The 20,389-nt window shown below is 70.0% G+C and carries 15 protein-coding genes and 5 tRNA genes; 9 read left to right on the top strand and 11 right to left on the bottom strand.

The features are described from left to right. Window positions 1-6 precede the first annotated feature (6 nt). The gene (locus ACIRF9_RS30235; protein ID WP_403828437.1) at window positions 7-264 is read right to left on the bottom strand and encodes a DUF3073 domain-containing protein; all 258 of its coding nucleotides are present in this window, start codon (window positions 262-264) and stop codon (window positions 7-9) included. Between the two features lie 311 nt (window positions 265-575). Next, entirely contained in the window at window positions 576-1,670 is a 1,095-nt protein-coding gene (locus ACIRF9_RS30230; protein ID WP_403828435.1) for a Leu/Phe/Val dehydrogenase, read from the bottom strand. Between the two features lie 244 nt (window positions 1,671-1,914). On the opposite strand from ACIRF9_RS30230, the gene ACIRF9_RS30225 reads away from it, so the two are divergent. Together ACIRF9_RS30225 and bldC are read left to right on the top strand one after the other, a co-directional pair. Beyond that, window positions 1,915-2,757 (top strand): hypothetical protein, encoded by an 843-nt coding sequence (locus tag ACIRF9_RS30225; RefSeq protein WP_403828433.1) that lies wholly within the window; start codon window positions 1,915-1,917, stop codon window positions 2,755-2,757. A gap of 574 nt (window positions 2,758-3,331) precedes the next feature. Further along, complete coding sequence (gene bldC / locus ACIRF9_RS30220; protein WP_003949541.1) at window positions 3,332-3,538, top strand: developmental transcriptional regulator BldC; 207 nt, start codon at window positions 3,332-3,334, stop codon at window positions 3,536-3,538. A 459-nt stretch (window positions 3,539-3,997) separates the two neighbouring features. Here the strand turns inward: bldC and ACIRF9_RS30215 are convergent, their stop codons facing one another. The 8 genes from ACIRF9_RS30215 to ACIRF9_RS30180 all read right to left on the bottom strand — a co-directional run bounded on the left by ACIRF9_RS30215 (window position 3,998) and on the right by ACIRF9_RS30180 (window position 10,905). Next, window positions 3,998-4,213: a DUF6274 family protein gene (locus tag ACIRF9_RS30215; protein WP_403828431.1), complete on the bottom strand. Its 216-nt coding sequence runs from the start codon at window positions 4,211-4,213 to the stop codon at window positions 3,998-4,000. A gap of 161 nt (window positions 4,214-4,374) precedes the next feature. Continuing rightward, window positions 4,375-4,449: transfer RNA gene (locus ACIRF9_RS30210), tRNA-Asp, on the bottom strand. A 94-nt stretch (window positions 4,450-4,543) separates the two neighbouring features. Continuing rightward, window positions 4,544-8,524: an ATP-dependent RNA helicase HrpA gene (hrpA, locus tag ACIRF9_RS30205; protein WP_403828429.1), complete on the bottom strand. Its 3,981-nt coding sequence runs from the start codon at window positions 8,522-8,524 to the stop codon at window positions 4,544-4,546. 82 nt (window positions 8,525-8,606) lie between these two features. Continuing rightward, on the bottom strand, window positions 8,607-8,894 hold the full coding sequence (locus ACIRF9_RS30200; protein ID WP_403828771.1) for a hypothetical protein: 288 nt from the start codon (window positions 8,892-8,894) through the stop codon (window positions 8,607-8,609). Window positions 8,895-9,041: 147 nt separating this feature from the next. Further along, window positions 9,042-9,115: transfer RNA gene (locus tag ACIRF9_RS30195), tRNA-Phe, on the bottom strand. 24 nt (window positions 9,116-9,139) lie between these two features. Next, window positions 9,140-9,214 (bottom strand) — tRNA-Asp (locus tag ACIRF9_RS30190). Window positions 9,215-9,252: 38 nt separating this feature from the next. After that, window positions 9,253-9,325, bottom strand: a tRNA-Glu gene (locus tag ACIRF9_RS30185). Window positions 9,326-9,405: 80 nt separating this feature from the next. Then, window positions 9,406-10,905: a metallophosphoesterase gene (locus tag ACIRF9_RS30180; protein ID WP_403828427.1), complete on the bottom strand. Its 1,500-nt coding sequence runs from the start codon at window positions 10,903-10,905 to the stop codon at window positions 9,406-9,408. A gap of 84 nt (window positions 10,906-10,989) precedes the next feature. Between ACIRF9_RS30180 and ACIRF9_RS30175 the strand changes: the two genes are divergently transcribed. The 7 genes from ACIRF9_RS30175 (at window position 10,990) to ACIRF9_RS30145 (ending at window position 19,945) form a co-directional block, all read left to right on the top strand. After that, window positions 10,990-11,340: a metallopeptidase family protein gene (locus tag ACIRF9_RS30175; RefSeq protein ID WP_003999986.1), complete on the top strand. Its 351-nt coding sequence runs from the start codon at window positions 10,990-10,992 to the stop codon at window positions 11,338-11,340. 119 nt (window positions 11,341-11,459) lie between these two features. Then, window positions 11,460-12,008, top strand: coding sequence for a hypothetical protein (locus ACIRF9_RS30170; protein ID WP_403828425.1), 549 nt, complete (start codon window positions 11,460-11,462; stop codon window positions 12,006-12,008). A 369-nt stretch (window positions 12,009-12,377) separates the two neighbouring features. Further along, entirely contained in the window at window positions 12,378-14,618 is a 2,241-nt protein-coding gene (locus ACIRF9_RS30165; RefSeq protein WP_403828423.1) for a DEAD/DEAH box helicase, read from the top strand. Between the two features lie 166 nt (window positions 14,619-14,784). Next, window positions 14,785-17,556 carry an FG-GAP repeat domain-containing protein gene (locus ACIRF9_RS30160; RefSeq protein WP_403828421.1) on the top strand — a complete coding sequence of 924 codons (2,772 nt, stop codon included), beginning with the start codon at window positions 14,785-14,787 and terminating at the stop codon, window positions 17,554-17,556. Between the two features lie 106 nt (window positions 17,557-17,662). Further along, complete coding sequence (locus ACIRF9_RS30155; protein WP_403828419.1) at window positions 17,663-19,186, top strand: amino acid permease; 1,524 nt, start codon at window positions 17,663-17,665, stop codon at window positions 19,184-19,186. 138 nt (window positions 19,187-19,324) lie between these two features. Continuing rightward, window positions 19,325-19,397, top strand: a tRNA-Lys gene (locus ACIRF9_RS30150). A gap of 260 nt (window positions 19,398-19,657) precedes the next feature. Beyond that, on the top strand, window positions 19,658-19,945 hold the full coding sequence (locus tag ACIRF9_RS30145; RefSeq protein ID WP_403828417.1) for a helix-turn-helix domain-containing protein: 288 nt from the start codon (window positions 19,658-19,660) through the stop codon (window positions 19,943-19,945). 87 nt (window positions 19,946-20,032) lie between these two features. Here ACIRF9_RS30145 and ACIRF9_RS30140 read toward each other — a convergent pair whose 3' ends face one another. Continuing rightward, the gene (locus ACIRF9_RS30140; RefSeq protein ID WP_403828415.1) at window positions 20,033-20,227 is read right to left on the bottom strand and encodes a hypothetical protein; all 195 of its coding nucleotides are present in this window, start codon (window positions 20,225-20,227) and stop codon (window positions 20,033-20,035) included. Window positions 20,228-20,389: the final 162 nt, after the last annotated feature.

Genomic DNA, 20,389 nt, shown 5'->3' with positions numbered 1-20,389 from the left:
GCAAGGTCAAGCGCCGCGACGGTGTTGTTGGTGCGAGGAGTCGTCGTCCTCGTCGTCATCGTCCCCGTACAGATCGGCGTACCGTGCGTACGGGTCGTCGTCTTGCTCATCGTCATCGTCCTCGAACGGTTCACCATTCGGCGGCATGTTCGATGGCGATGCGCCCAGCTCTTCGGCCAGGCGTGAGAGATCCGTCCCGCCGCTGTTGTACTTCAGCTGGCGGGCGACCTTCGCTTGCTTGGCCTTGGCCCGGCCGCGCCCCATGGCTCGACCCCCTCAACGACGGGGCTCGCTGGCCCCAGGTTGACACGCGTTCATGATCCAGAACGGTCTCTCCTCGGAGAGCCCGCCGTAGGGCTCCCACGGTACCTGAGCCCACGCCCGTACGGTACGTCGCCCGTAGCACGCGCGTGTGCGCAGGACCTGTGAGACGCCCCGTCCTCGCTGGTCAGTGGCGATTTTAACCACTTATTGGCGGCCGACCCGCCGGGAAGAGTGAGAGTTCTCTCTAACTTTCCACCCGGCGGTACCGACCAAACCCTCGGGGCGCCTGCGGCGGACCCGTTACCGGAAGCTCACCATCCGCGCGCCTGGGCCGCCTCGTGCATCCGCTGCTCGGCGATCCGGTCCGCCGCCGCGGCCGGCGGAATCCCGTCCTCCTTCGCACGTGCGAAGATCGCGAGCGTGGTGTCGAAGATCTTCGACGCCTTCGCCTTGCACCGGTCGAAGTCGAACCCGTGCAACTCGTCGGCGACCTGGATGACCCCGCCGGCGTTCACCACGTAGTCGGGCGCGTAGAGGATCCCGCGGTCGGCGAGGTCCTTCTCCACACCCGGGTGGGCCAGCTGGTTGTTGGCCGCACCGCACACGACCGACGCCGTGAGCGCGGGCACCGAGTGGTCGTCGAGCGCCCCGCCGAGCGCACAGGGAGCGTAGACGTCGAGCCCCTCGAGCCGGATCAGCGTCGTGGTGTCCGCGACGGCCGACACACCCTGCGGATGCCGGTCGAGGACACGGCGTACGGCGTCCTCGCGCACGTCCGTGACGACGACCTCGGCGCCCTCGGCGCGCAGATGGTCCACGAGGTGGTGGCCGACCTTGCCGACGCCCGCGACGCCGACCCGGCGGCCGCGCAGCGAGGGGTCGCCCCACAGGTGCTGGGCGGAGGCCCGCATGCCCTGGTAGACGCCGAAGGCGGTCAGCACGGACGAGTCGCCCGCGCCCCCGTTCTCCGGGGAGCGGCCGGTCGTCCAGCGGCACTCGCGAGCCACGACGTCCATGTCGGCGACATAGGTGCCGACGTCGCAGGCGGTCACGTACCGACCGCCGAGCGAAGCCACGAAACGGCCGTAGGTGAGCAGCAGCTGTTCGGTCTTGATCACATCGGGATCCCCGATGATCACGGCCTTCCCGCCGCCGTGGTCCAGGCCGGCCATGGCGTTCTTGTACGACATTCCGCGCGCGAGGTTCAGCGCGTCGGCGACGGCCTCCGCCTCGTTCGCGTACGGGTAGAAGCGGGTCCCGCCGAGCGCGGGGCCCAGCGCGGTGGAATGGAGGGCGATGACGGCCTTGAGGCCGCTCTTGCGGTCCTGGCAGAGCACGACTTGCTCGTGACCCCCCTGCTCCGAGTGGAACAGGGTGTGCAGGACGCCGTTGTCTACGTCGGTCACGGTGGTGACTCCTGGGTAACTGGCGGCGGTTGGGACGCAGGCTCCCAAGGGGTGGCGGGGCCTGTGGGACGAGCGTAGAGCCTGCACGGCCCGCCGAACGCGTACTGCTCGCGATCACCTCCTCCCGGAGTACACGCGTGCGACGATTTGCATGGTTTTCCCGCGCCCACGCGGGGGTCGGCGGTGCGATCGGTCGTGCGCGTCGATCAGGTTTCCCGGTCGGGTGGCGGGGGAGGGAGCAGGCGTGCCCAAGGTGTCCTCGGTGATCGTTCCCTACGCGTCGTATCTGCGCGTGTACGAGCCGCTGGCCGCCTTCCCCGAGCCCGAGCGCACCCACTGGGCGCGCTACGCCCGCCGCCCCGACCGTCCCTCCTACCAGGACGAGCTGCGCCGCTCCCTGGCGGATCTGCTGCCCACGCCGCCGGTCGCGGTACCGGTGCACGAGAGCAGCGACGCGTTCGTGGCCGAGGTGGACGGGGTGCTGCACGTGTGCCCGTGGCGCACCCGGCTGCGCGGCTGGCAGGCCCTGGCGGAGCTGGGCGACGAGCTGCCCCGGCCGGTCCTGGAGGCGGTGCTCCCCGAGGTCGTACGGCTGCAGGCGGCGAAGGACTACGAGCGCTGGCGGGAGCGCAACCCCGACGCGCGCCCGTGGATCCGCACGGCGACCTGGCAGGTGCCGCTGAACTGGTTCGTGCTGGTCTCCGACGAGGAGCGGGCCTACGAGAAGGGCACCGCGGAGGTGGCGCCCGTGCTGCGCTACCGCACCCCGATGGTGCAGGCGCGGCGCCGGGTGGCCCGGGGGCTGCGCACGCTCAAGGAGGCCATGGACGAGGGGCCGCTCATCGACGGCCTGCTGGACGTGGGGCGCTGGCTGGAGGAGTTCCATCCGCGTTCGCTGGTGGAACTGGATTACGGCGGCCTCGTGCACACCCTCCCGGCCGGCCATCTGGAGGACGACCACTCGGCCGCCGACGTGGCCGAGGGCATCCAGGCGCTGCGGATCGGTGACGGGGTCGCGGCGGGCGAGGCGTACGAGCGGCTCGTGGAGCGGTGGCGGATCGTCCGGGACCGGCGTTCGGCCAACTGACGGCATCGTGCATTCTGTGAACTGACGATGTGACAGAGGCGACAGCGCTTTCAGAAGTGACGTACGTCACGGCCGAAATGGGTCGAACAGCGTACGGTCATCCGCACTTCACGGAACTGACGGGACGTAGGTCCCGATCCGGGCTTATGTCGCAAGGGTGACGGACCGCACGTACACGGCCCTTGCGCCGCTTGCCCCTCCTCGTGCCAAAATAGGACAAGGAGTCCGGGGAGGACTCCATCCGCCTACTTATGCTCCATGGTGGGGGGAATCTCAGCATTGCACGCTTTGGGGGGTCTGGTGACTCCTGAGCGCCCCTGTGACTGATCGTCACAGTGGCGTGACTGTCCGCTATGGCATGGTCCATCGGCTTCCGTCGCCGATGAACACCTGGGGGGCAATTCCATCGGTTTGGCCGACGCGGCTGGACAGATGGTGTAGTTGTAGTGCCGAGGACAAGCCGTTCGTCCTATAACCGACTCGACTCGCGTCCGCCATTTCGGGCAACGCGGGTCAAGGTGCAGAATTTAGAGGAAAGAACCGAGAAGGTTCGGTTCTCCCGAGGAGGCCGCTCATGACCGCTCGCACCCCTGATGCTGAGCCGCTGCTGACCCCGGCTGAGGTCGCCACCATGTTCCGCGTGGACCCGAAGACGGTCACGCGGTGGGCGAAGGCCGGCAAGCTCACGTCGATCCGTACGCTCGGCGGACACCGCCGATACCGCGAGGCCGAGGTCCGCGCCCTGCTGGCGGGTATCCCGCAGCAGCGCAGCGAGGCCTGAACAACTGAATAACCGGGCAACACGGCAGGTCCCCCAACCTGTTCGGACGCCCGAAAACTAGCTCCAAGCGACGTGGGTCCTGCCCCAACAGGGCCCTCGCCCACCGGGAACGTCGTCGATCGCGCTGGACTCCGCCGGGTCTAGCGCGATCTTTTTTGTGCGCTTGAGACCGTTCGAGGGCGTCTACCGGACCCGGTCGGGTCGCTCTGTGAGCGACCCTGTCGGAGTCTGGGGAGGGTGTGCGTGGGTTCCTGGGAGTGCCCTCCGGACATCACTGTGGACATCCTCCACAGTGGTGCAATTGCACATATTAAATTGACCAGTTGTAGGAGACGGGTAAGAAGGCCCGGTTTCAAAACTCATGCGGTGACACCCGTCACATGCCAGTGGCCTTGTTACGGCGTGCTCCTCTGCGCTAGAGGAGACGCGGGCAACTGCGCCTGCCGACACCGTCGTTGGTCACGCGGTCGAGGGGCTCTCGTCCTCGAGGGCGTCCTCCAGGACTTCGTCGAAGGCCTCCCCAGAGGTCTGTGTACCCCGTGGAGCGCCGTCCAAGGCCAGCCGCAGCAGGCGGTGGCAGATCGGGCAATGGCGGGTCAGGTGCCGATACGACGACGCGGCCGACAGATGCGCGCGGAGCAACGCCCGCGTCTCGTGCCTAGCCGATGCCGCCATACGCCACCTCCAGGAGGGCCACGCGGGGAACGTGCCCTGAGTTCTGGGGTACCGAGGGAATGTGACGCCGTCAAGGGAGGGGGCGGGTATGCGGCCACCGGTTGGCGGGGGTGCCGGACACGCGAAGAAGCCCGGATCCGAAGATCCGGGCTTCTCTACTGCGGTCCTGACGGGATTTGAACCCGCGGCCTCCACCTTGACAGGGTGGCGAGCACTCCAAACTGCTCCACAGGACCAGGTTTCGCGGCACTTTGTGTTGCGCTGTGCTGCGAGAAGGACTGTACAGGAGGGTGAGCCCCCTGGTCGAACTCACCCTCCGTGCCGGTCCCGTCACGGAACCGCGGCGTCGATCGCCTTCACGATCCGCTTGTCCGAGACCGGGTACGCCGTGCCCAGCGCGTGGGCGAAATAGCTGACCCGGAGCTCCTCGACCATCCAGCGGATGTCCAGAACCTGCTGCGGCACCGGCCGGCCCTGCGGGAGCTGCTCCAGGAGCCAGGCGTACTCGTCCTGCATCTCGTGGACCTTCTCCATGCGGGAGGTGTCCCGCTGGGCCCCCGTCGGCATCTGCTGCAGACGCCGGTCGGCGGCCACCAGGTACCGCATCAGGTCGGGCAGCCGCCGCAGCCCCGCCCAGGTCACGAAGCCGGGCTTCACCAGGGCGTCCAGCTGTTTGCGTACGTCCGTCAGGTTCGCCAGCAGCGTGGGGCTGCGTACGCCCTTCAGGCGGCGCTCACAGGCCTGCCAGGCGGCGAGGACCTGCTGCACCTGCCCGACCGTGCGCACCGTCGTGTCGACGATCTCCGCGCGCACCTTGTCGTACAGCTTCCGGTACGACTCCTCGTCCCACACCGGCCCGCCGAAGTCACCGATCAGCTTGTCCGCCGCCGCCATCGCGCAGTCGTCGAACAGAGCCTGTATCGAACCGTGTGGATTGGCCGACAGAGCAAGCTTCTGAGCGTTCGTGAGCTTTTCGGACGCGAACTTCGCAGGGTTGACCGGGATGTTGCGCAGGATGAGCCGCCGGGTGCCCTTCCACATCGCCTCCGCCTGCTCGGCCTCCGTGTCGAAGAGGCGTACGGAGACCGTGTCGCCGTCGTCGACGAGGGCCGGGTACGCCTTCACCGGCTGGCCGGCCCGGCGGGTCTCGAACACGCGGGTGAGGGAGCCGATGGTCCAGTCCGTGAGTCCCTTGCGCTCCAGGGACTCGCCGCCCTCGCGTACGGCCGTCGCCGCGGCGGCCTGGGAGAGGGCCTGGCGCGCCTTCGGCTTCAGGCGCAGCTTCAGCGCCTGAAGGTCCTTGTCCTCGGCCAGCTTGCGGCGCCGCTCGTCGACGATCCGGAAGGTGATCTTCAGGTGGTCGGGGAGCCTCGACCAGTCGAAGTCCTCCGCCTCGAACGGGACGCCGACCATCCGCTTGAGGTCACGGGCCATCGCCGTCGTCAGGGGTTCCTGCTGGGGGTCCCCCCGGTCGAGCGAAGCCGAGACTGGGGGAGGAACGGCCTGGTCCAGGAAGCGCTTGGCGTAGTTCGGCGCCGGCACGTAGTTGCGGCGGATCGGCTTCGGGAGGGAGCGGATCAGCTCCGTGACGACCTCTTCCCGCAGACCCGGGATCTGCCAGTCGAAGCCCTCGTCCGTGACCTGGTTGAGGACCTGCAGCGGGATGTGGACCGTCACGCCGTCCGCGTCCGCGCCCGGCTCGAACTGGTAGGTGACGCGGAACTTCAGCTGCCCCTGCCGCCACGAGTCCGGATAGTCGGCCTTGGTGACCGCCTCCGCCGACTCCCGGATGAGCATCTCCCGCTCGAAGTCCAGGAAGTCCGGCTGTTCGTGCCGCTTGCGCTTCCACCAGGAGTCGAAGTGGGCCCCGGACACGACGTGCTCGGGGACCCGCTGGTCGTAGAAGTCGAAGAGCGTCTCGTCGTCGACGACGATGTCCCGGCGTCGGGCCCGGTTCTCCAACTCCTCGACCTCGCTGAGGAGCCTGCGGTTGTCCGAGAAGAACTTGTGGTGCGTCCGCCAGTCGCCCTCCACCAGGGCGTTGCGGATGAAAAGCTCGCGACTCGTCTCCGGGTCGATCCGGCCGTAGTTCACCTTCCGCTGGGCGATGATCGGTACGCCGTACAGCGTGACCTTCTCGAACGCCATCACGGCCGCCATGTCCTTCTCCCAGTGCGGCTCGCTGTACGTCCGCTTCAGGAGATGGCCGGCGACGGGCTCGACCCACTCGGGCTCGATCTTCGCGTTGACGCGCGCCCACAGGCGGGACGTCTCCACCAGCTCGGCGGACATGACGAAACGGGGCGTCTTCTTGAACAGCGCCGAGCCGGGGAAGACCGCGAACTTGGCGTTCCGCGCGCCCAGGTACTCGTTCTTCGCGCCGTCCTTCACGTCCTTCATACCGATGTGTGAGAGCAGACCGGCGAGCAGCGAGACATGGATGCTGTCGCCGCCGGCGTCCTGCTCGTTGAGATGGATGCCCATCTGCTTGGCGACCGTTCGCAGCTGCGTATAGATGTCCTGCCACTCACGGATGCGCAGGAAGTTCAGGTACTCCTGCTTGCACATCCGGCGGAAGGACGACGAGCCGCGCTCGCGCTGCTGCTCGCGGACGTACCGCCACAGGTTGAGATAGGCGAGGAAATCGCTGGTCTCGTCCTTGAAGCGGGCGTGCTGCTGGTCGGCCTGGGTCTGCTTGTCGGCCGGGCGCTCGCGCGGGTCCTGGATGGACAGCGCGGCGGCTATGACCATGACCTCGCGGGCACAGCCGTTCTTGTCGGCCTCCAGGACCATCCGGGCGAGCCGCGGGTCGACGGGCAGCTGGGCGAGCTTGCGCCCGGTCTGGGTCAGCCGCTTGCGCGGGTCCTGCTGGGTGGGGTCCAGCGCACCCAGTTCCTGCAGCAGTTGGACGCCGTCGCGGATGTTGCGGTGGTCCGGCGGGTCGATGAACGGGAACTTCTCGATGTCGCCGAGGCCGGCCGCGGTCATCTGCAGGATGACGGAGGCGAGGTTCGTACGGAGGATCTCCGCGTCCGTGAACTCCGGGCGGGCGGTGAAGTCGTCCTCGCTGTACAGCCGGATGCAGATGCCGTCGCTGGTCCTTCCGCAGCGGCCCTTGCGCTGGTTGGCGCTGGCCTGGCTGATCGGCTCGATGGGCAGGCGCTGCACCTTTGTGCGGTGGCTGTAGCGGCTGATACGGGCGAAACCGGGGTCGATGACGTACTTGATGCCCGGGACGGTCAGCGAGGTCTCCGCGACGTTCGTCGCCAGAACGATCCTGCGGCCGGTGTGCGGTTGGAAGACGCGGTGCTGCTCGGCGTGCGAGAGCCGGGCGTAGAGCGGGAGTACCTCCGTGAACCGGTACTTCTTCTTCTCCAGCGCGTCCGCCGTGTCCCGGATCTCCCGCTCACCGGAGAGGAAGACGAGGACGTCACCCTTCCCCTCCGCCATCAGCTCCTCGACGGCGTCGCAGATCGCGGTGATCTGGTCCCGGTCGGCGTCCTCGGAGTCCTCCTCCAGGAGCGGCCGGTACCGCACCTCGACCGGATAGGTCCGCCCGCTGACCTCGATGATCGGGGCGTCGCCGAAATGGCGGGAGAAGCGCTCGGGATCGATGGTCGCGGAGGTGATGACGACCTTCAGATCCGGCCGCCGGGGCAGCAGCTGCGCCAGATAGCCCATCAGGAAGTCGATGTTGAGGGACCGCTCGTGGGCCTCGTCGATGATGATCGTGTCGTAGGCGCGCAGCTCGCGGTCCGTCTGGATCTCGGCGAGCAGGATGCCGTCCGTCATCAGCTTCACGAACGTGGCGTCCGGGTTCACCTGGTCGGTGAAGCGGACCTTCCAGCCGACGGCCTCGCCGAGAGGCGTCCGCAGCTCCTCGGCGACGCGCTCGGCGACGGTACGGGCGGCGATACGGCGGGGCTGGGTGTGCCCGATCATGCCGCGAACGCCACGCCCCAGCTCCAGACAGATCTTCGGAATCTGGGTCGTCTTACCGGACCCGGTCTCACCAGCCACGATGACGACCTGGTGATCACGGATGGCGGCCGCGATCTCGTCCTTCTTCTGGCTGACCGGGAGCTGCTCGGGGTACGTGACGGCGGGCACACGGTCGCGCCGCAGGGTCATCCGTTCCTCGACCTGTGCGACCTCCGCCTCGATCTCGGCGAGGACGGCGGCACGGGCCTCCGGCTTACGGATCTTGCGCGCGCCTTCGAGCCTGCGCCCGAGCCGGTGCGCGTCGCGCAGGGACAGCTCGGCCAGGCGGGGGGCGAGGGCGCCGAGGGCGGGGGCAGGATGCGTAGACATACGCGATCCAGGATCTCATCCCGGCCAAATCCGTGGCGAACCCTTTTGCCCCAGGAGTACGGGGTGGCTCGCGGAAGCCCCGCTACGAGCCGCGCTGTGCCGGGGGCGAGGCAGGCGACGAAGCCGTGGACGTGGGCGGGGGCGTGGCAGAGGAAGACATCGCCTCGGCGCGGCGCTGGGGGTCCGCGAGGGCGATCGACTTCGCCGTGTTGGACACGGCCTTGATGCCGAGATAGGCGGTGGTCGTACTGCTCACGGCCGTGAAGGCGGCGGTCAGCACGCCGACGATCACCGATCGGTCGCCGTCCAGCTGCCAGACCCCGAACGCCGCGGTCCCGGCGATCGCGAGATTGCTGACGACGACCGCCATCAGCCCGTACCGCGCCCGGTCCTTCTCCAGTGCGACGCTCCCGCTCACCGTTGTCCCCGCCCCTCCCGCAACACGCCGACGGGCATGAACGTACAACGAAAAACCCCCGCCGGTTTCCCGACGGGGGTTTTCCGCTGTTCAGCGTTGTGGCTGGGGCCGGGGTCGAACCGGCGACCTTCCGCTTTTCAGGCGGACGCTCGTACCAACTGAGCTACCCAGCCACGAGGTTTCACGTGAAACCTCAGCGGTCCTGACGGGATTTGAACCCGCGGCCTCCACCTTGACAGGGTGGCGAGCACTCCAAACTGCTCCACAGGACCAAGCTGTTGTGTACGACAGTGTCGCACACGGTGTTGCGTGCCCCCAACGGGATTCGAACCCGTGCTACCGCCTTGAAAGGGCGGCGTCCTAGGCCGCTAGACGATGAGGGCTATCGGCCCGCCTGGGCGCTTCTCAGCGCGTCGGGGACGTGAGAAGCATATGGGATGGCGGGAGGGATCGCCAAAACGGTTTACGGGGAGGGGCTGGACGGGGTGGGGCTGGGGGAGGCTCCGGGCTGGTTCTCCTTGGGGAGGTGGCGGCTGACCTCCGCAGTGGTCAGGCCCAGGCCGCCCAGTTTGATCTCGTCCCAGGCCTGGAGGCGCTTGCTCTCGCGGTCGAAGTAGAGGATCGACGCCTCGATCGGGTCGGGGTACTCGCCCTCGACGGCGCGCAGGCCGCTGCCGCCCGTCGAGCCCTCCACCCGCAGCCGGGTGCCGTTCTTCAGGATCTCCATCTCCTCGTGGTGGAGGTGTCCGGAGAGGACGAGGGGGACCGTGCCGTCGGTGCGGCGGGCGGCGGAGGGCTCGTGGACGACGGCCATGTCGACGGGGGTGCCGGCGGCCGTCTGGGCGCGCAGTGCCTCCGCCAGTCGGTCGCCCGCCGCCTCCTGGGACGCCCCGGCGCCCGGCACGGAGGAGCGGGCGGGGGTGAACTGGGGGTCGCCCATGCCCGCGAAGCGCAGGCCGGCGATGGTCTCGGCCCGGCCGTCGTCGAGGACGTGCACGTTCTTGATGCGCTCCAGGTAGCTCTGGGTGACGCGGGAGTCGTGGTTGCCGCGGACCCAGATGTAGGGCGCGCCCAGGTCGGCGATGGGGTCGAGGAAGCCGTTCTCGGCGGAGGTGCCGTGGTCCATGGTGTCGCCGGAGTCGACGATCACGTTCACCTTGTACTGCTCCACCAGCGAGGCGATGATCTTCCAGCTCGCGGGGTTGAGGTGGATGTCGGAGACGTGCAGGACGCGGACCGTGGTGGGGTCGGGCTGGTAGGCGGGGAGGGTGGAGGTGACGTCGTAGAGCTTGGTCACGTTGGTGACCAGGCGGGCCAGTTCCTGCTGGTAGACGTCGAACTCGGTGACGATGCTGCGGGCGTTGCCGACCAGGGAGGGCGCGGAGGAGAGCAGGCCCGAGAAGCGGGGTTCGAGGACCGACTTGGGATTCCAGGTGGCGTACGCGGTGGCACCGGAGGCGGCGAGCAGGGCGAGGGCGAGGCCGCCGGCGGCGAGGGCGCGGCGGGGGCGCCGGTAGACGGCGAGGCCGAGGGCGGTGGCGCCGGAGACGACGGCGACGCAGGAGCGTACGGCGAGGTCGAGGGTGCCGTGCTGGACGTCCTGGGCGACCTCGTCCTGGAGGCCGGAGAGGCGTTCGGGGTGGTCGACGAGGGCCTGGGAGCGGGCGGGGTCGAGTTGGTCGACGTTCACGTCGAGGCGGACCGGTGCGGTGTGGCTGTCGAGGGTGAGGGCGCCGAGCGGGGAGACGTTGATCTTGGTGCCGCCGGTGAGGGAGGGGCGCAGGGTCATGGTCGTGTTCATGGGCCCGACCGGTGCGCGCACGTTCCCGACGACCAGCAGGCCCAGCCAGGCGCCGAGGAGGACGACGGCCGTGAGGCCGAGGGCGCGGGACCAGGGGTGGGAGCGGGGCGAGAGCTCGAGGGCGGTGGCAGGGGGCGTACGGGGGACGCGGACGCGGACCATTGGTGCCGTATGCCCGGGTGTGGGCGCGGGTATGCGGACGGTTCGCGCTCTCCCGGAAGCGGTGGTGTACCCGACAATGGGCCTGTGCTGGAGATGACGCGCGAGGAGTTCGAGGAACTGGTCGCCGAGGCGCTGGACCGGATTCCGCCGGAGTTGACGCGGCTGATGGACAACGTCGCGGTGTTCGTGGAGGACGAGCCCCCGGCGGACGATCCCGAGCTGCTCGGGCTGTACGAGGGCACTCCGCTGACGGATCGCGGGGAGTGGTACGCGGGCGTGCTGCCGGACCGGATCACGATCTACCGGGGGCCGACCCTGCGGATGTGCGAGACGCGGGAGGAGGTCGTCGAGGAGACCGAGGTGACGGTCGTGCACGAGATCGCGCACCACTTCGGGATCGACGACGCGCGGCTGCACGCCCTGGGCTACGGCTGAGCCGCTTCCGCGGTCGGGCCGCTCCCCGGCCGACCTGCGTCCGGAAGGGGGCGCGTGTCTTCCTGTGGGCGGTGGGAGTTGGTGAGGTGACTCATTGCGCCTGCACCGGAGGTGGCCCCGTGCGCCCCATGTACGTACCTGTTCGTCTGGCCGCCACCCTCATGGCCGTCGCCGCGACCGCCGGTTGCATGAGCGTGGGGGACGACGCGGGCGGCCGGGCCAAGCCGTCGCATTCGACGGGACGGCACGGCGGTGAGGCCCCGGACGGGGGTCCGGCGGGGGTGGGGGGCGGCTACATGGGCGCCGCGGGCGGGGACGGCAAGCACAGGCACGGCAAGGGCAAGGGGAAGGACGGGGCGAGTGCCTCGGCGTCCGCGTCGGCCTCGCCGTCGGCGGGTGCGAGCGGGGCCGCGTCGGCGGGACCGGTGAAGCCGGGCAGCACCGTGAAGCCGGGGCAGCCGACGCCACCGAATCCACAGCCGACGCCGCCGCCCCATTCGCCGGATCCCGACCCGGAGCCGCCCGCGCCCTCGCCGGAGCCGCCGACGCCCTCGCCGGAGCCGACGGTCGCCGAGCCGTCGTCGTCGGCACACGAGACGAGCGGGGGCGGGACGTCCGCGCAACTGTCCCAGCGGGAACCGGCACCGGAGGCCGGGGCGCCGGTCTAGGCGCCGGTCCAGGCACCGGTCCAGGCACCGGTCCAGGGGTGCTCTTCCGGGGCTTGGGGCGGGCTGTTCTTTCGGAGGTCGCCCCGGTGGCTCCCCCCGGTGGCTTCCCCCCTGCGGCTCCTCCACCCGTATTCGTGCCCGGGGACGTGACGAGGGTCTCGGGGTCGTGGTGGGGACTTGATTTGCCTTCGGTGGGCCAGGGTGCGTATGGTGGTAGATCGTTTGATCCCATTTGCCCGGCGCCACCGCAGAGCGCGCCGTGTGGCGCGTACTCTCCCTTGCCGTGGCGGACCGCATTGAGGCGGTCGTAATGCGAACACGGAGTTGACGGGCGCGTGCCGAAGAGACTCCGGAAGGTTTCGCTTACGCATGTCCATTTCCAGTACTGATCACGCCGTCCTGCCCGAGAACACCGAGGCCGGCGACGTCGACGCGATCACCGAGACGGCCGGCGACGAGATCGTCGGCGCCGTCGAGGTCGACGAGATCATCGAGGCCGACGAGCCCGAGATCACCTTCGGCGACCTGGGTCTGCCCGAAGGCGTCGTCCGCAAGCTCGCGCAGAACGGCGTGACGGTCCCCTTCCCGATCCAGGCCGCGACCATCCCGGACGCCCTGGCCGGCAAGGACATCCTCGGCCGTGGCCGCACCGGCTCCGGCAAGACCCTCTCCTTCGGTCTGCCGACCCTGGCGACGCTCGCCGGCGGCCGCACCGAGAAGCACAAGCCGCGCGCGGTCATCCTCACGCCGACCCGTGAGCTGGCGATGCAGGTCGCGGACGCCCTCCAGCCCTACGGCGACGTCCTCGGCCTGAAGATGAAGGTCGTCTGCGGCGGTACGTCGATGGGCAACCAGATCTACGCCCTGGAGCGCGGCGTCGACATCCTCGTCGCCACCCCGGGCCGACTGCGCGACATCATCAACCGCGGCGCCTGCTCCCTGGACGACGTGCAGATCGCCGTCCTCGACGAGGCCGACCAGATGTCCGACCTGGGCTTCCTGCCCGAGGTGACGGAGCTGCTCGACCAGGTCCCGGCCGGCGGCCAGCGCATGCTCTTCTCCGCGACGATGGAGAACGAGATCAAGACCCTGGTCGACCGCTACCTGAACAAGCCGGTCAGCCACGAGGTCGACGCCGCGCAGGGCGCCGTGACGACCATGTCGCACCACATCCTGATCGTGAAGCCCAAGGACAAGGCGCCGGTCACCGCCGCGATCGCCTCCCGCAAGGGCCGCACCATCATCTTCGTCCGCACCCAGCTGGGCGCCGACCGTGTCGCCGAGCAGCTGCGCGAGGCGGGCGTGAAGGCGGACGCGCTGCACGGCGGCATGACCCAGGGCGCCCGTACGCGCACGCTGGCCGACTTCAAGGACGGTTACGTCAACGTCCTGGTCGCCACCGACGTGGCGGCGCGCGGCATCCACGTCGACGGCATCGACCTGGTGCTCAACGTCGACCCCGCCGGCGACCACAAGGACTACCTGCACCGCGCCGGCCGTACGGCTCGCGCGGGCCGCACCGGCACGGTCGTCTCCCTGTCGCTGCCGCACCAGCGCCGCCAGATCTTCCGGCTGATGGAGGACGCCGGCGTCGACGCCGCGCGCCACATCATCCAGGGCGGTGCCGCCTTCGACCCCGAGGTCGCCGAGATCACCGGGGCCCGGTCGATGACCGAGGTCCAGGCGGAGTCCGCGGGCAACGCGGCCCAGCAGGCCGAGCGCGAGGTCGCCCACCTCACCAAGCAGCTGGAGCGGGCGCAGCGCCGCGCGACCGAGCTGCGCGAGGAGGCGGACCGGCTCGTCGCCCGGGTCGCCCGCGAGCGCGGTGAGGACCCGGAGGCGGCGGTGGCCGAGGCGCAGGAGCAGGCCGAGGCCGAGATCCAGGCGGCGGTCGAGGCCTCCGTTCCGGAGCAGCCGGCCGCGCGGGACATCGACCGGGGCGCGCGCGAGGAGCGCACGCCGTCGTACGAGCGCCGTGAGCGTCGTGACGACCGGGGTGGGTTCAACCGGGACCGTGACCGCGACAACCGTGGGTTCGAGCGTCGCGACGACCGTGGCGGTCGCTCCTTCGAGCGCCGTGACGACCGTGGTGGCCGTTCCTTCGAGCGTCGTGACGACCGGGGTGGGTTCAACCGGGACCGTGACCGCGACAACCGTGGGTTCGAGCGTCGCGACGACCGTGGTGGCCGTTCCTTCGAGCGTCGTGACGACCGTGGCGGCTTCCGCCGGGACGACCGCGACAACCGCGAGCGTGGCGGCTTCAACCGGGACCGTGACGACCGTGGTGGCCGTTCCTTCGAGCGTCGTGACGACCGTGGCGGCTTCCGCCGGGACGACCGCGACAACCGCGAGCGTGGCGGCTTCAACCGGGACCGTGACGACCGTGGTGGCCGTTCCTTCGAGCGTCGTGACGACCGTGGCGGCTTCCGCCGGGACGACCGTGCCGGTCACCGGGGCAGCGACCGCCCGTTCAACCGTGAGCGCCGCGACGACCGCCCGGGCTTCCGTTCCGCCGGTCACGACCGCCCGCACGGCCGTCGTGACGACCACCGCGGCACCGGCTCCTTCGGCCGCCGCGACGACAAGCCGCGCTGGAAGCGCAACGGCTGACGGTACGGCTGGCGGCATGGCCGACATGGGTGGCTGACATGGGTGGCTGATCTCGGCCGCTGAGCGAAAGGCCCGTACGACTTCTGTCGTACGGGCCTTCTGCATGCGCTGGTAGCCTCGCCGGATGCCCTCAGGGCATGCACACTTCATTCACACAGGGGGGTCTGTGGGAAGCCGTACGTTCATCAGACGTAGGGCGGCGGTGGCCGTCACGCTCGCGGCCGTGGCGGCCGGGGCACTGGTCGCCGTACCGGCGCGGCCGGCGGGGGCCGTGGAGGGGGACAGCGGGGCGGGCGAGGTGGTCCTGCCCGCCGCGGACCGGACCGCACCGCGCGATGCGGGGTTCCGCGGCTTCGGCGACACCGGGCTCGTCACACAGCCGGAGCGCACCGCCCATGTGCGGTGGACCGACTACGCGACCGGCCGGTCGCGGGAGCTGACCGAGTTCCCGGAGTGGGACGGCACGCAGGGGACGTACGGACTCGCCCAGTCGGACACGGTGTTCAAGCTGTCGACCGATGCCGAGGGGCGCAAGGTCGTCGAGTTCCGCGCCCTCGGCTCCGGCGCGGACGAGGGCCGGGTGACGGTCCCGTCCGGCATGACGTACGCCGGTACGGCGGGCCCGGGCACCGTCGTCGCCTACGTGGGCAGCCCGTCGGACGTGAGAGAGCTGCACCTGCTCAAGGCGGCGGACGACGGCGGCACGAGCGACACGAAGGTGACCGGCTGGCCGGAGGGAGGGTGGATCCAGGCGGTGAGCGAGGGGGACGCCCGGTCGCTGCTCCTGCGGTACCGCATGCGCGTGGGTGACCCGGCGGTCGTCCAGGACCAGTTGGTGCTCGTCGACGTGCACGACGGCTCCTGGGTCGAGGTGCTCGACCCCTACAAGGCGGCGGTGGGCCGCAATCCCGTCCTGAGCCGCGACTACGTCGGCTGGTGGTATCCGGGGCAGGGCGCGCAGCTGCTGCGCCGTGACGACCTGGACGGTCCGGTGATCACCGTTCCGGCGCAGGGCACCGAGGGGAAGAGCCTCTTCAGGATCGTCGGGGACGATGTCGTGGTGGCCGACATCTCGGGCAGCGACGACCACCCCGTTCTCACCAGGCCCCTGACCGACGCGGGGGAGTGGCGAGAGCTGTTCCCCCACATGGGCGGCTGGATCTATCCCACGCCGGACGGCTCGGCCGTCGTGGCGGCCGGTTCCGGAGCGGCCGACTGGGGGGTGCAGCGGCTCTCCGAGGGCGCGGACGGGCAGATCGTGGCCCGCGAGCTCGTCGAGCTGCCGCCGGCTCCCGCGCGGGTCGACGGAGTGGCGCTGACGAACGGCACGCTGGCCTGGGCCGACGACACGGCGTTCAAGACGCGCACGGTGTCCGGCGGGGCCGTGCCGCAGGTGGGGCCGGTGCGCGAGGCCGGCGATGTGTTCGACCCGTGCGCGGGCGTCTGTGTCCAGCTGCACGGGACCGGGGACGGGGCCGTCGTCCTTCCCCACGTCGATGCCATGGCGCACGTGGTCGTGCGGCAGACGGCGGCGGGCGAGACCCAGGCGGTGGGAGTGCCCGGCTTCACAGGCAAGGTCGAGGGGGCGTACGGGCGCTACGCGGTGGTTCTCCGCGCCGGCGGAGGCCAGTCCGTCGTCGACTGGACGCAGCGCAAGGTCGTGGCCAAGTTCGACGCGGCGGCCGCCACGGTGTGGGACGGTCAGCTGTGGGCCACCACGACCAAGGCGGGGCACCTGACGACGAGTCGCCTGGGCACGGATCTTCCGGCCGTCGACGTCAACGTCGGCTCGGGCTGCGTGCCCAGCGAGCTCCAGGTCAACGGCCGCTTCGTGTACTGGGCCTGCGCGTCCCAGGGCAAGGCCGGGGTGTTCGACCGCTCGCGTGGCCGGTCGGTCTCCGTGCCCAGCGGTGACGCGGTGCTGGCCAACGGTTTCCTGGTCCGGCACGACACGGTCCGCGGCAAGCTGGTACGCACCGACGTCGCCTCCGGGAAGGCGCTCACCGCCGACCTGGCCGATCTGCCCGCGACCGCCGACCTGGACACGGCGTACGCCGAGTCGGACCGCGGCGTCCGCTGGAACCTCGACCCGTACGGCGACCACGTGGTGTTCGCGGATGCCGACGAGCGCCTCCACCTCCTGACGGCCGGAACGGTGGCCGGGCCGGTACGGCGGGACCACGCCGGCCGGGACGGCGTCGCCGACCTGCTCACCCTCAACTCCGCGGGCGCGCTGACCTTCCAGCAGGGCACGGGCCGGGGCACGTTCTCGGGGAAGGTGAGCGGTTCCGGCTGGTCGACGAGTGTCCGGGCGGTGCCGTTCGGCGACCTGAGCGGGGACGGCTGCAACGACGTCCTGATACGGCTGAGCAGCGGGGCCCTGCGGCTGTACAAGCCGTCCTGCGGGGGCGCGCTCAAGCCGACGACCTCGTACACCACCCTCGGCACGAGCGGCTGGAACCAGTACGACGTCCTCACCGCGCCCGGTGACGTGACCAAGGACGGCCTGCCGGACCTGCTCGCCCGCAACGCCAGGACAGGCGCGGTCTACCTCTACAAGGGCACGAGCAGCGGCAGGCTGTCGGCGCGGGTGAAGCTGTACGACAACTGGAAGACGTACAAGAAGGTCGTGGGCGCCGGGGACCTGAACGGTGACGGCATCGGTGACCTGGTCGCGCAGGACAAGGCGAACAACCTGTACCGGTACTACGGCAAGGGCAACGGCACTTTCTCCGCGCGGGTGAAGCTGTTCTCGGGCTGGGGCTCGTCGTACAACGCGGTCGTCGGCGTCGGGGACATCACCGGTGACGGGAAGGCGGACCTGGTCGCGCGGGACACGGCGGGTGTTCTGTACCGGTTGCCCGGCAACGGCAAGGGGTCCTTCGGCGGCCGGGTGAAGATCTCCGGCGGCTGGCAGGGGTACAAGGGGATCTTCTAGGCGCACCGCTCAACCTCGATTCCGGCCTTGATCACCCGCGAGCAGCCACGATTTTCAGCCAAGTTGTGACGTGTGTCACGCCCCCGGCGAGGGAATTGCTGGGGGCATGACAGATGACGCCATAGGGAATGGGCTGTCGGACGAAGAGCGGCTGGCCCAGCTCGGCTACACCCAGGTTCTCGCTCGCCGCATGTCGGCGTTCTCCAACTACGCGGTCTCCTTCACGATCATCTCGGTCCTGTCCGGCTGCCTGACCCTCTACCTCTTCGGGATGAACACCGGCGGCCCCGCGGTGATCACCTGGGGCTGGGTGGCCGTGGGCCTGATGACCCTCTTCGTCGGCCTGTCGATGGCCGAGATCTGTTCGGCGTACCCCACGTCCGCGGGCCTGTACTTCTGGGCCCACCGCCTCGCGCCGCCCCGTTCGGCCGCCGCGTGGGCCTGGTTCACGGGCTGGTTCAACGTGCTGGGCCAGGTGGCCGTGACCGCGGGCATCGACTTCGGCGCGGCGTCCTTCCTGGGCGCGTACCTGAACCTCCAGTTCGACTTCGAGGTGACGCCGGGCCGCACCGTGCTGCTGTTCGCGGCGATCCTGCTCCTGCACGGCCTGCTCAACACCTTCGGCGTGCGGATCGTCGCCCTGCTGAACAGCGTGAGCGTGTGGTGGCACGTCCTGGGCGTGGCCGTGATCGTCGGCGCCCTGACCTTCGTACCGGACCACCACCAGTCGGCGTCCTTCGTCTTCGGCGAGTTCGTCAACAACACCGGCTGGGGCAGCGGCGTCTACGTGGTGCTGCTCGGCCTCCTGATGGCCCAGTACACCTTCACCGGCTACGACGCCTCCGCCCATATGACGGAGGAGACGCACGACGCCTCGACGGCGGGCCCGAAGGGCATCGTCCGCTCCATCTGGACGTCCTGGATCGCCGGCTTCGTGCTCCTGCTCGGCTTCACCTTCGCCATCCAGTCCTACGACGGTGCCCTCGACTCCCCGACCGGTGCCCCGCCGGCCCAGATCCTCCTGGACGCGCTCGGCGCCACCGCGGGCAAACTCCTCCTGCTGGTCGTGATCGGCGCCCAGCTCTTCTGCGGGATGGCGTCGGTGACGGCCAACAGCCGCATGATCTACGCCTTTTCGAGGGACGGCGCGCTGCCCTGGTCCCACGTCTGGCACACCGTCAGCCCGCGCACCCGGACCCCGGTGGCGGCGGTCTGGCTGGCGGCGGGCGGCGCGCTGGTCCTCGGCCTGCCGTACCTGATCAACGTCACCGCCTACGCGGCGGTGACCTCCATCGCCGTGATCGGCCTCTACATCGCCTACGTCATCCCGACGCTGCTGCGGATCCGCAAGGGCGAGGCCTTCGAACGGGGCCCGTGGCACCTGGGCCGCTGGTCGCAGGTGATCGGCGTGGTGTCGGTGGTGTGGGTCGCGGTGATCACGGTGTTGTTCATGCTGCCCCAGGTCTCCCCGGTCACCTGGGAGACCTTCAACTACGCCCCGGTCGCCGTCCTCGTCGTCCTCGGCTTCGCCGGGGTGTGGTGGCTGGCCTCGGCCCGGGAGTGGTTCCTCAACCCCGCACACGAACGGACCGTCGCCCGCGAGGCGTCGAGGGCGGCGAAGACGCCCTGAGAGGCAGCGCGACGACCGACAAGAGACAGTGCGGATGACCGATCTTCACCGCTGCGCGCGCCACGGCACGGCCGCGTCCCCGATACCCGATCGGAGACGCGGCCAGGTCCGGCTATGCTCGGGGAGGCAACATCGCCTGGGCCCTTAGCTCAATTGGCAGAGCAGTGGACTTTTAATCCATTGGTTGTGGGTTCGAGTCCCACAGGGCCTACAGAACCGCCCCCAGCTCAGAGGTACTTCGAGCCGGGGGCGCGTCCGTTTTGAGTCCCCTCCATGATCGCGGGCTGGCCCGTCGCTGGCCCGAAGGGACAGCCGGAACGAGCGCGGGCGGCCACCCACGGGGGTGACCGCCCGGCTCCCGCCTCGGCGCCTCTCCTGGGCCGTCGCCCAACGCCTCAGCGGGTCTGTGACGCCCTCTGTCGGGCGCTCCTCAATGTAGGGCTACCACTACAGACAACATGATCACGGGCTGTGAGCGTGAGGCGGGTGCCGTCTGCCTCACCACCACCGCCCTGGGTCCTCGCCGAGCGGCGAGTCATCGGCGCCGCGATTCGCGCTTCCCGGCTGAGGGCGAAACTCACCCAGGAACAGGTGGCCATCCGCGCCGGCCTGGACCGCGCGGGCGTCGTGCGCATCGAGTCGGGGCAGCAATCGCCCACCACAGACACGCTCGTCCGCATCGCGGCCGTCATCGGCGTGACGGTGTCGGATCTGGTCTGGCGAGAGGGCCCGCCGCCAGCGTCCGGGGTGAACGCGTGACGGCGGGCCCGTGGCCGCCTGGCCCCTTTCCCCGGGGGCGTGGCGGCCGTGGCCTGGCCTGCGCGCAGGGGACGCGCGGCCGGCCGGTCAGCGGGGTATCGGAGCCTTGCGGTGCTCGTGGCCGCGCAGCCGTACGTTGCAGTCCGACACCCGGGAGAGGTCGCCCTCGGCGCGGGCCTGCGTCCGCTGGCGGGCGAGGTGCGCGCAGATGACGCAGCCAGGTTCCGGCTCGGGCTGGCGGGGCGGCACGGAGAGATGGACGGCGGGCCCCATGGTCTTCATCGGCGGGCCCCCCACCGAGCGCGGGCCCATGCTCGCCGGAGGGCGTCTGCCGCGTCGCACTGCTGCGGCGGGTACGCCCGGCAGTTCGGGCACTCGCCCAGGCAGTGGTCGAACAGGCGGCGGTACGCCTCGTCTGCCCGCGCGCAGGCGGTGTGCAGACTG

Source organism: Streptomyces sp. NPDC096132, from assembly GCF_044763345.1.
Classification (GTDB): Bacteria; Actinomycetota; Actinomycetes; order Streptomycetales; family Streptomycetaceae; genus Streptomyces.
Note: the sequence above shows the minus strand (reverse complement) of the source record. Positions and strands in the feature narration are given on the sequence as shown.

Excerpts from the sequence above, each read along its gene's own strand:
- hrpA (WP_403828429.1), bottom strand. The coding sequence starts at position 8,524 with ATGTCTACGCATCCTGCCCCCGCCCTCGGCGCCCTCGCCCCCCGCCTG.
- ACIRF9_RS30235 (WP_403828437.1), bottom strand. The coding sequence starts at position 264 with ATGGGGCGCGGCCGGGCCAAGGCCAAGCAAGCGAAGGTCGCCCGCCAG.
- ACIRF9_RS30140 (WP_403828415.1), bottom strand. The coding sequence starts at position 20,227 with ATGAAGACCATGGGGCCCGCCGTCCATCTCTCCGTGCCGCCCCGCCAG.
- ACIRF9_RS30165 (WP_403828423.1), top strand. The coding sequence starts at position 12,378 with ATGTCCATTTCCAGTACTGATCACGCCGTCCTGCCCGAGAACACCGAG.
- ACIRF9_RS30180 (WP_403828427.1), bottom strand. The coding sequence starts at position 10,905 with ATGGTCCGCGTCCGCGTCCCCCGTACGCCCCCTGCCACCGCCCTCGAG.
- ACIRF9_RS30215 (WP_403828431.1), bottom strand. The coding sequence starts at position 4,213 with ATGGCGGCATCGGCTAGGCACGAGACGCGGGCGTTGCTCCGCGCGCAT.
- ACIRF9_RS30200 (WP_403828771.1), bottom strand. The coding sequence starts at position 8,894 with ATGGCGGTCGTCGTCAGCAATCTCGCGATCGCCGGGACCGCGGCGTTC.
- ACIRF9_RS30155 (WP_403828419.1), top strand. The coding sequence starts at position 17,663 with ATGACAGATGACGCCATAGGGAATGGGCTGTCGGACGAAGAGCGGCTG.
- bldC (WP_003949541.1), top strand. The coding sequence starts at position 3,332 with ATGACCGCTCGCACCCCTGATGCTGAGCCGCTGCTGACCCCGGCTGAG.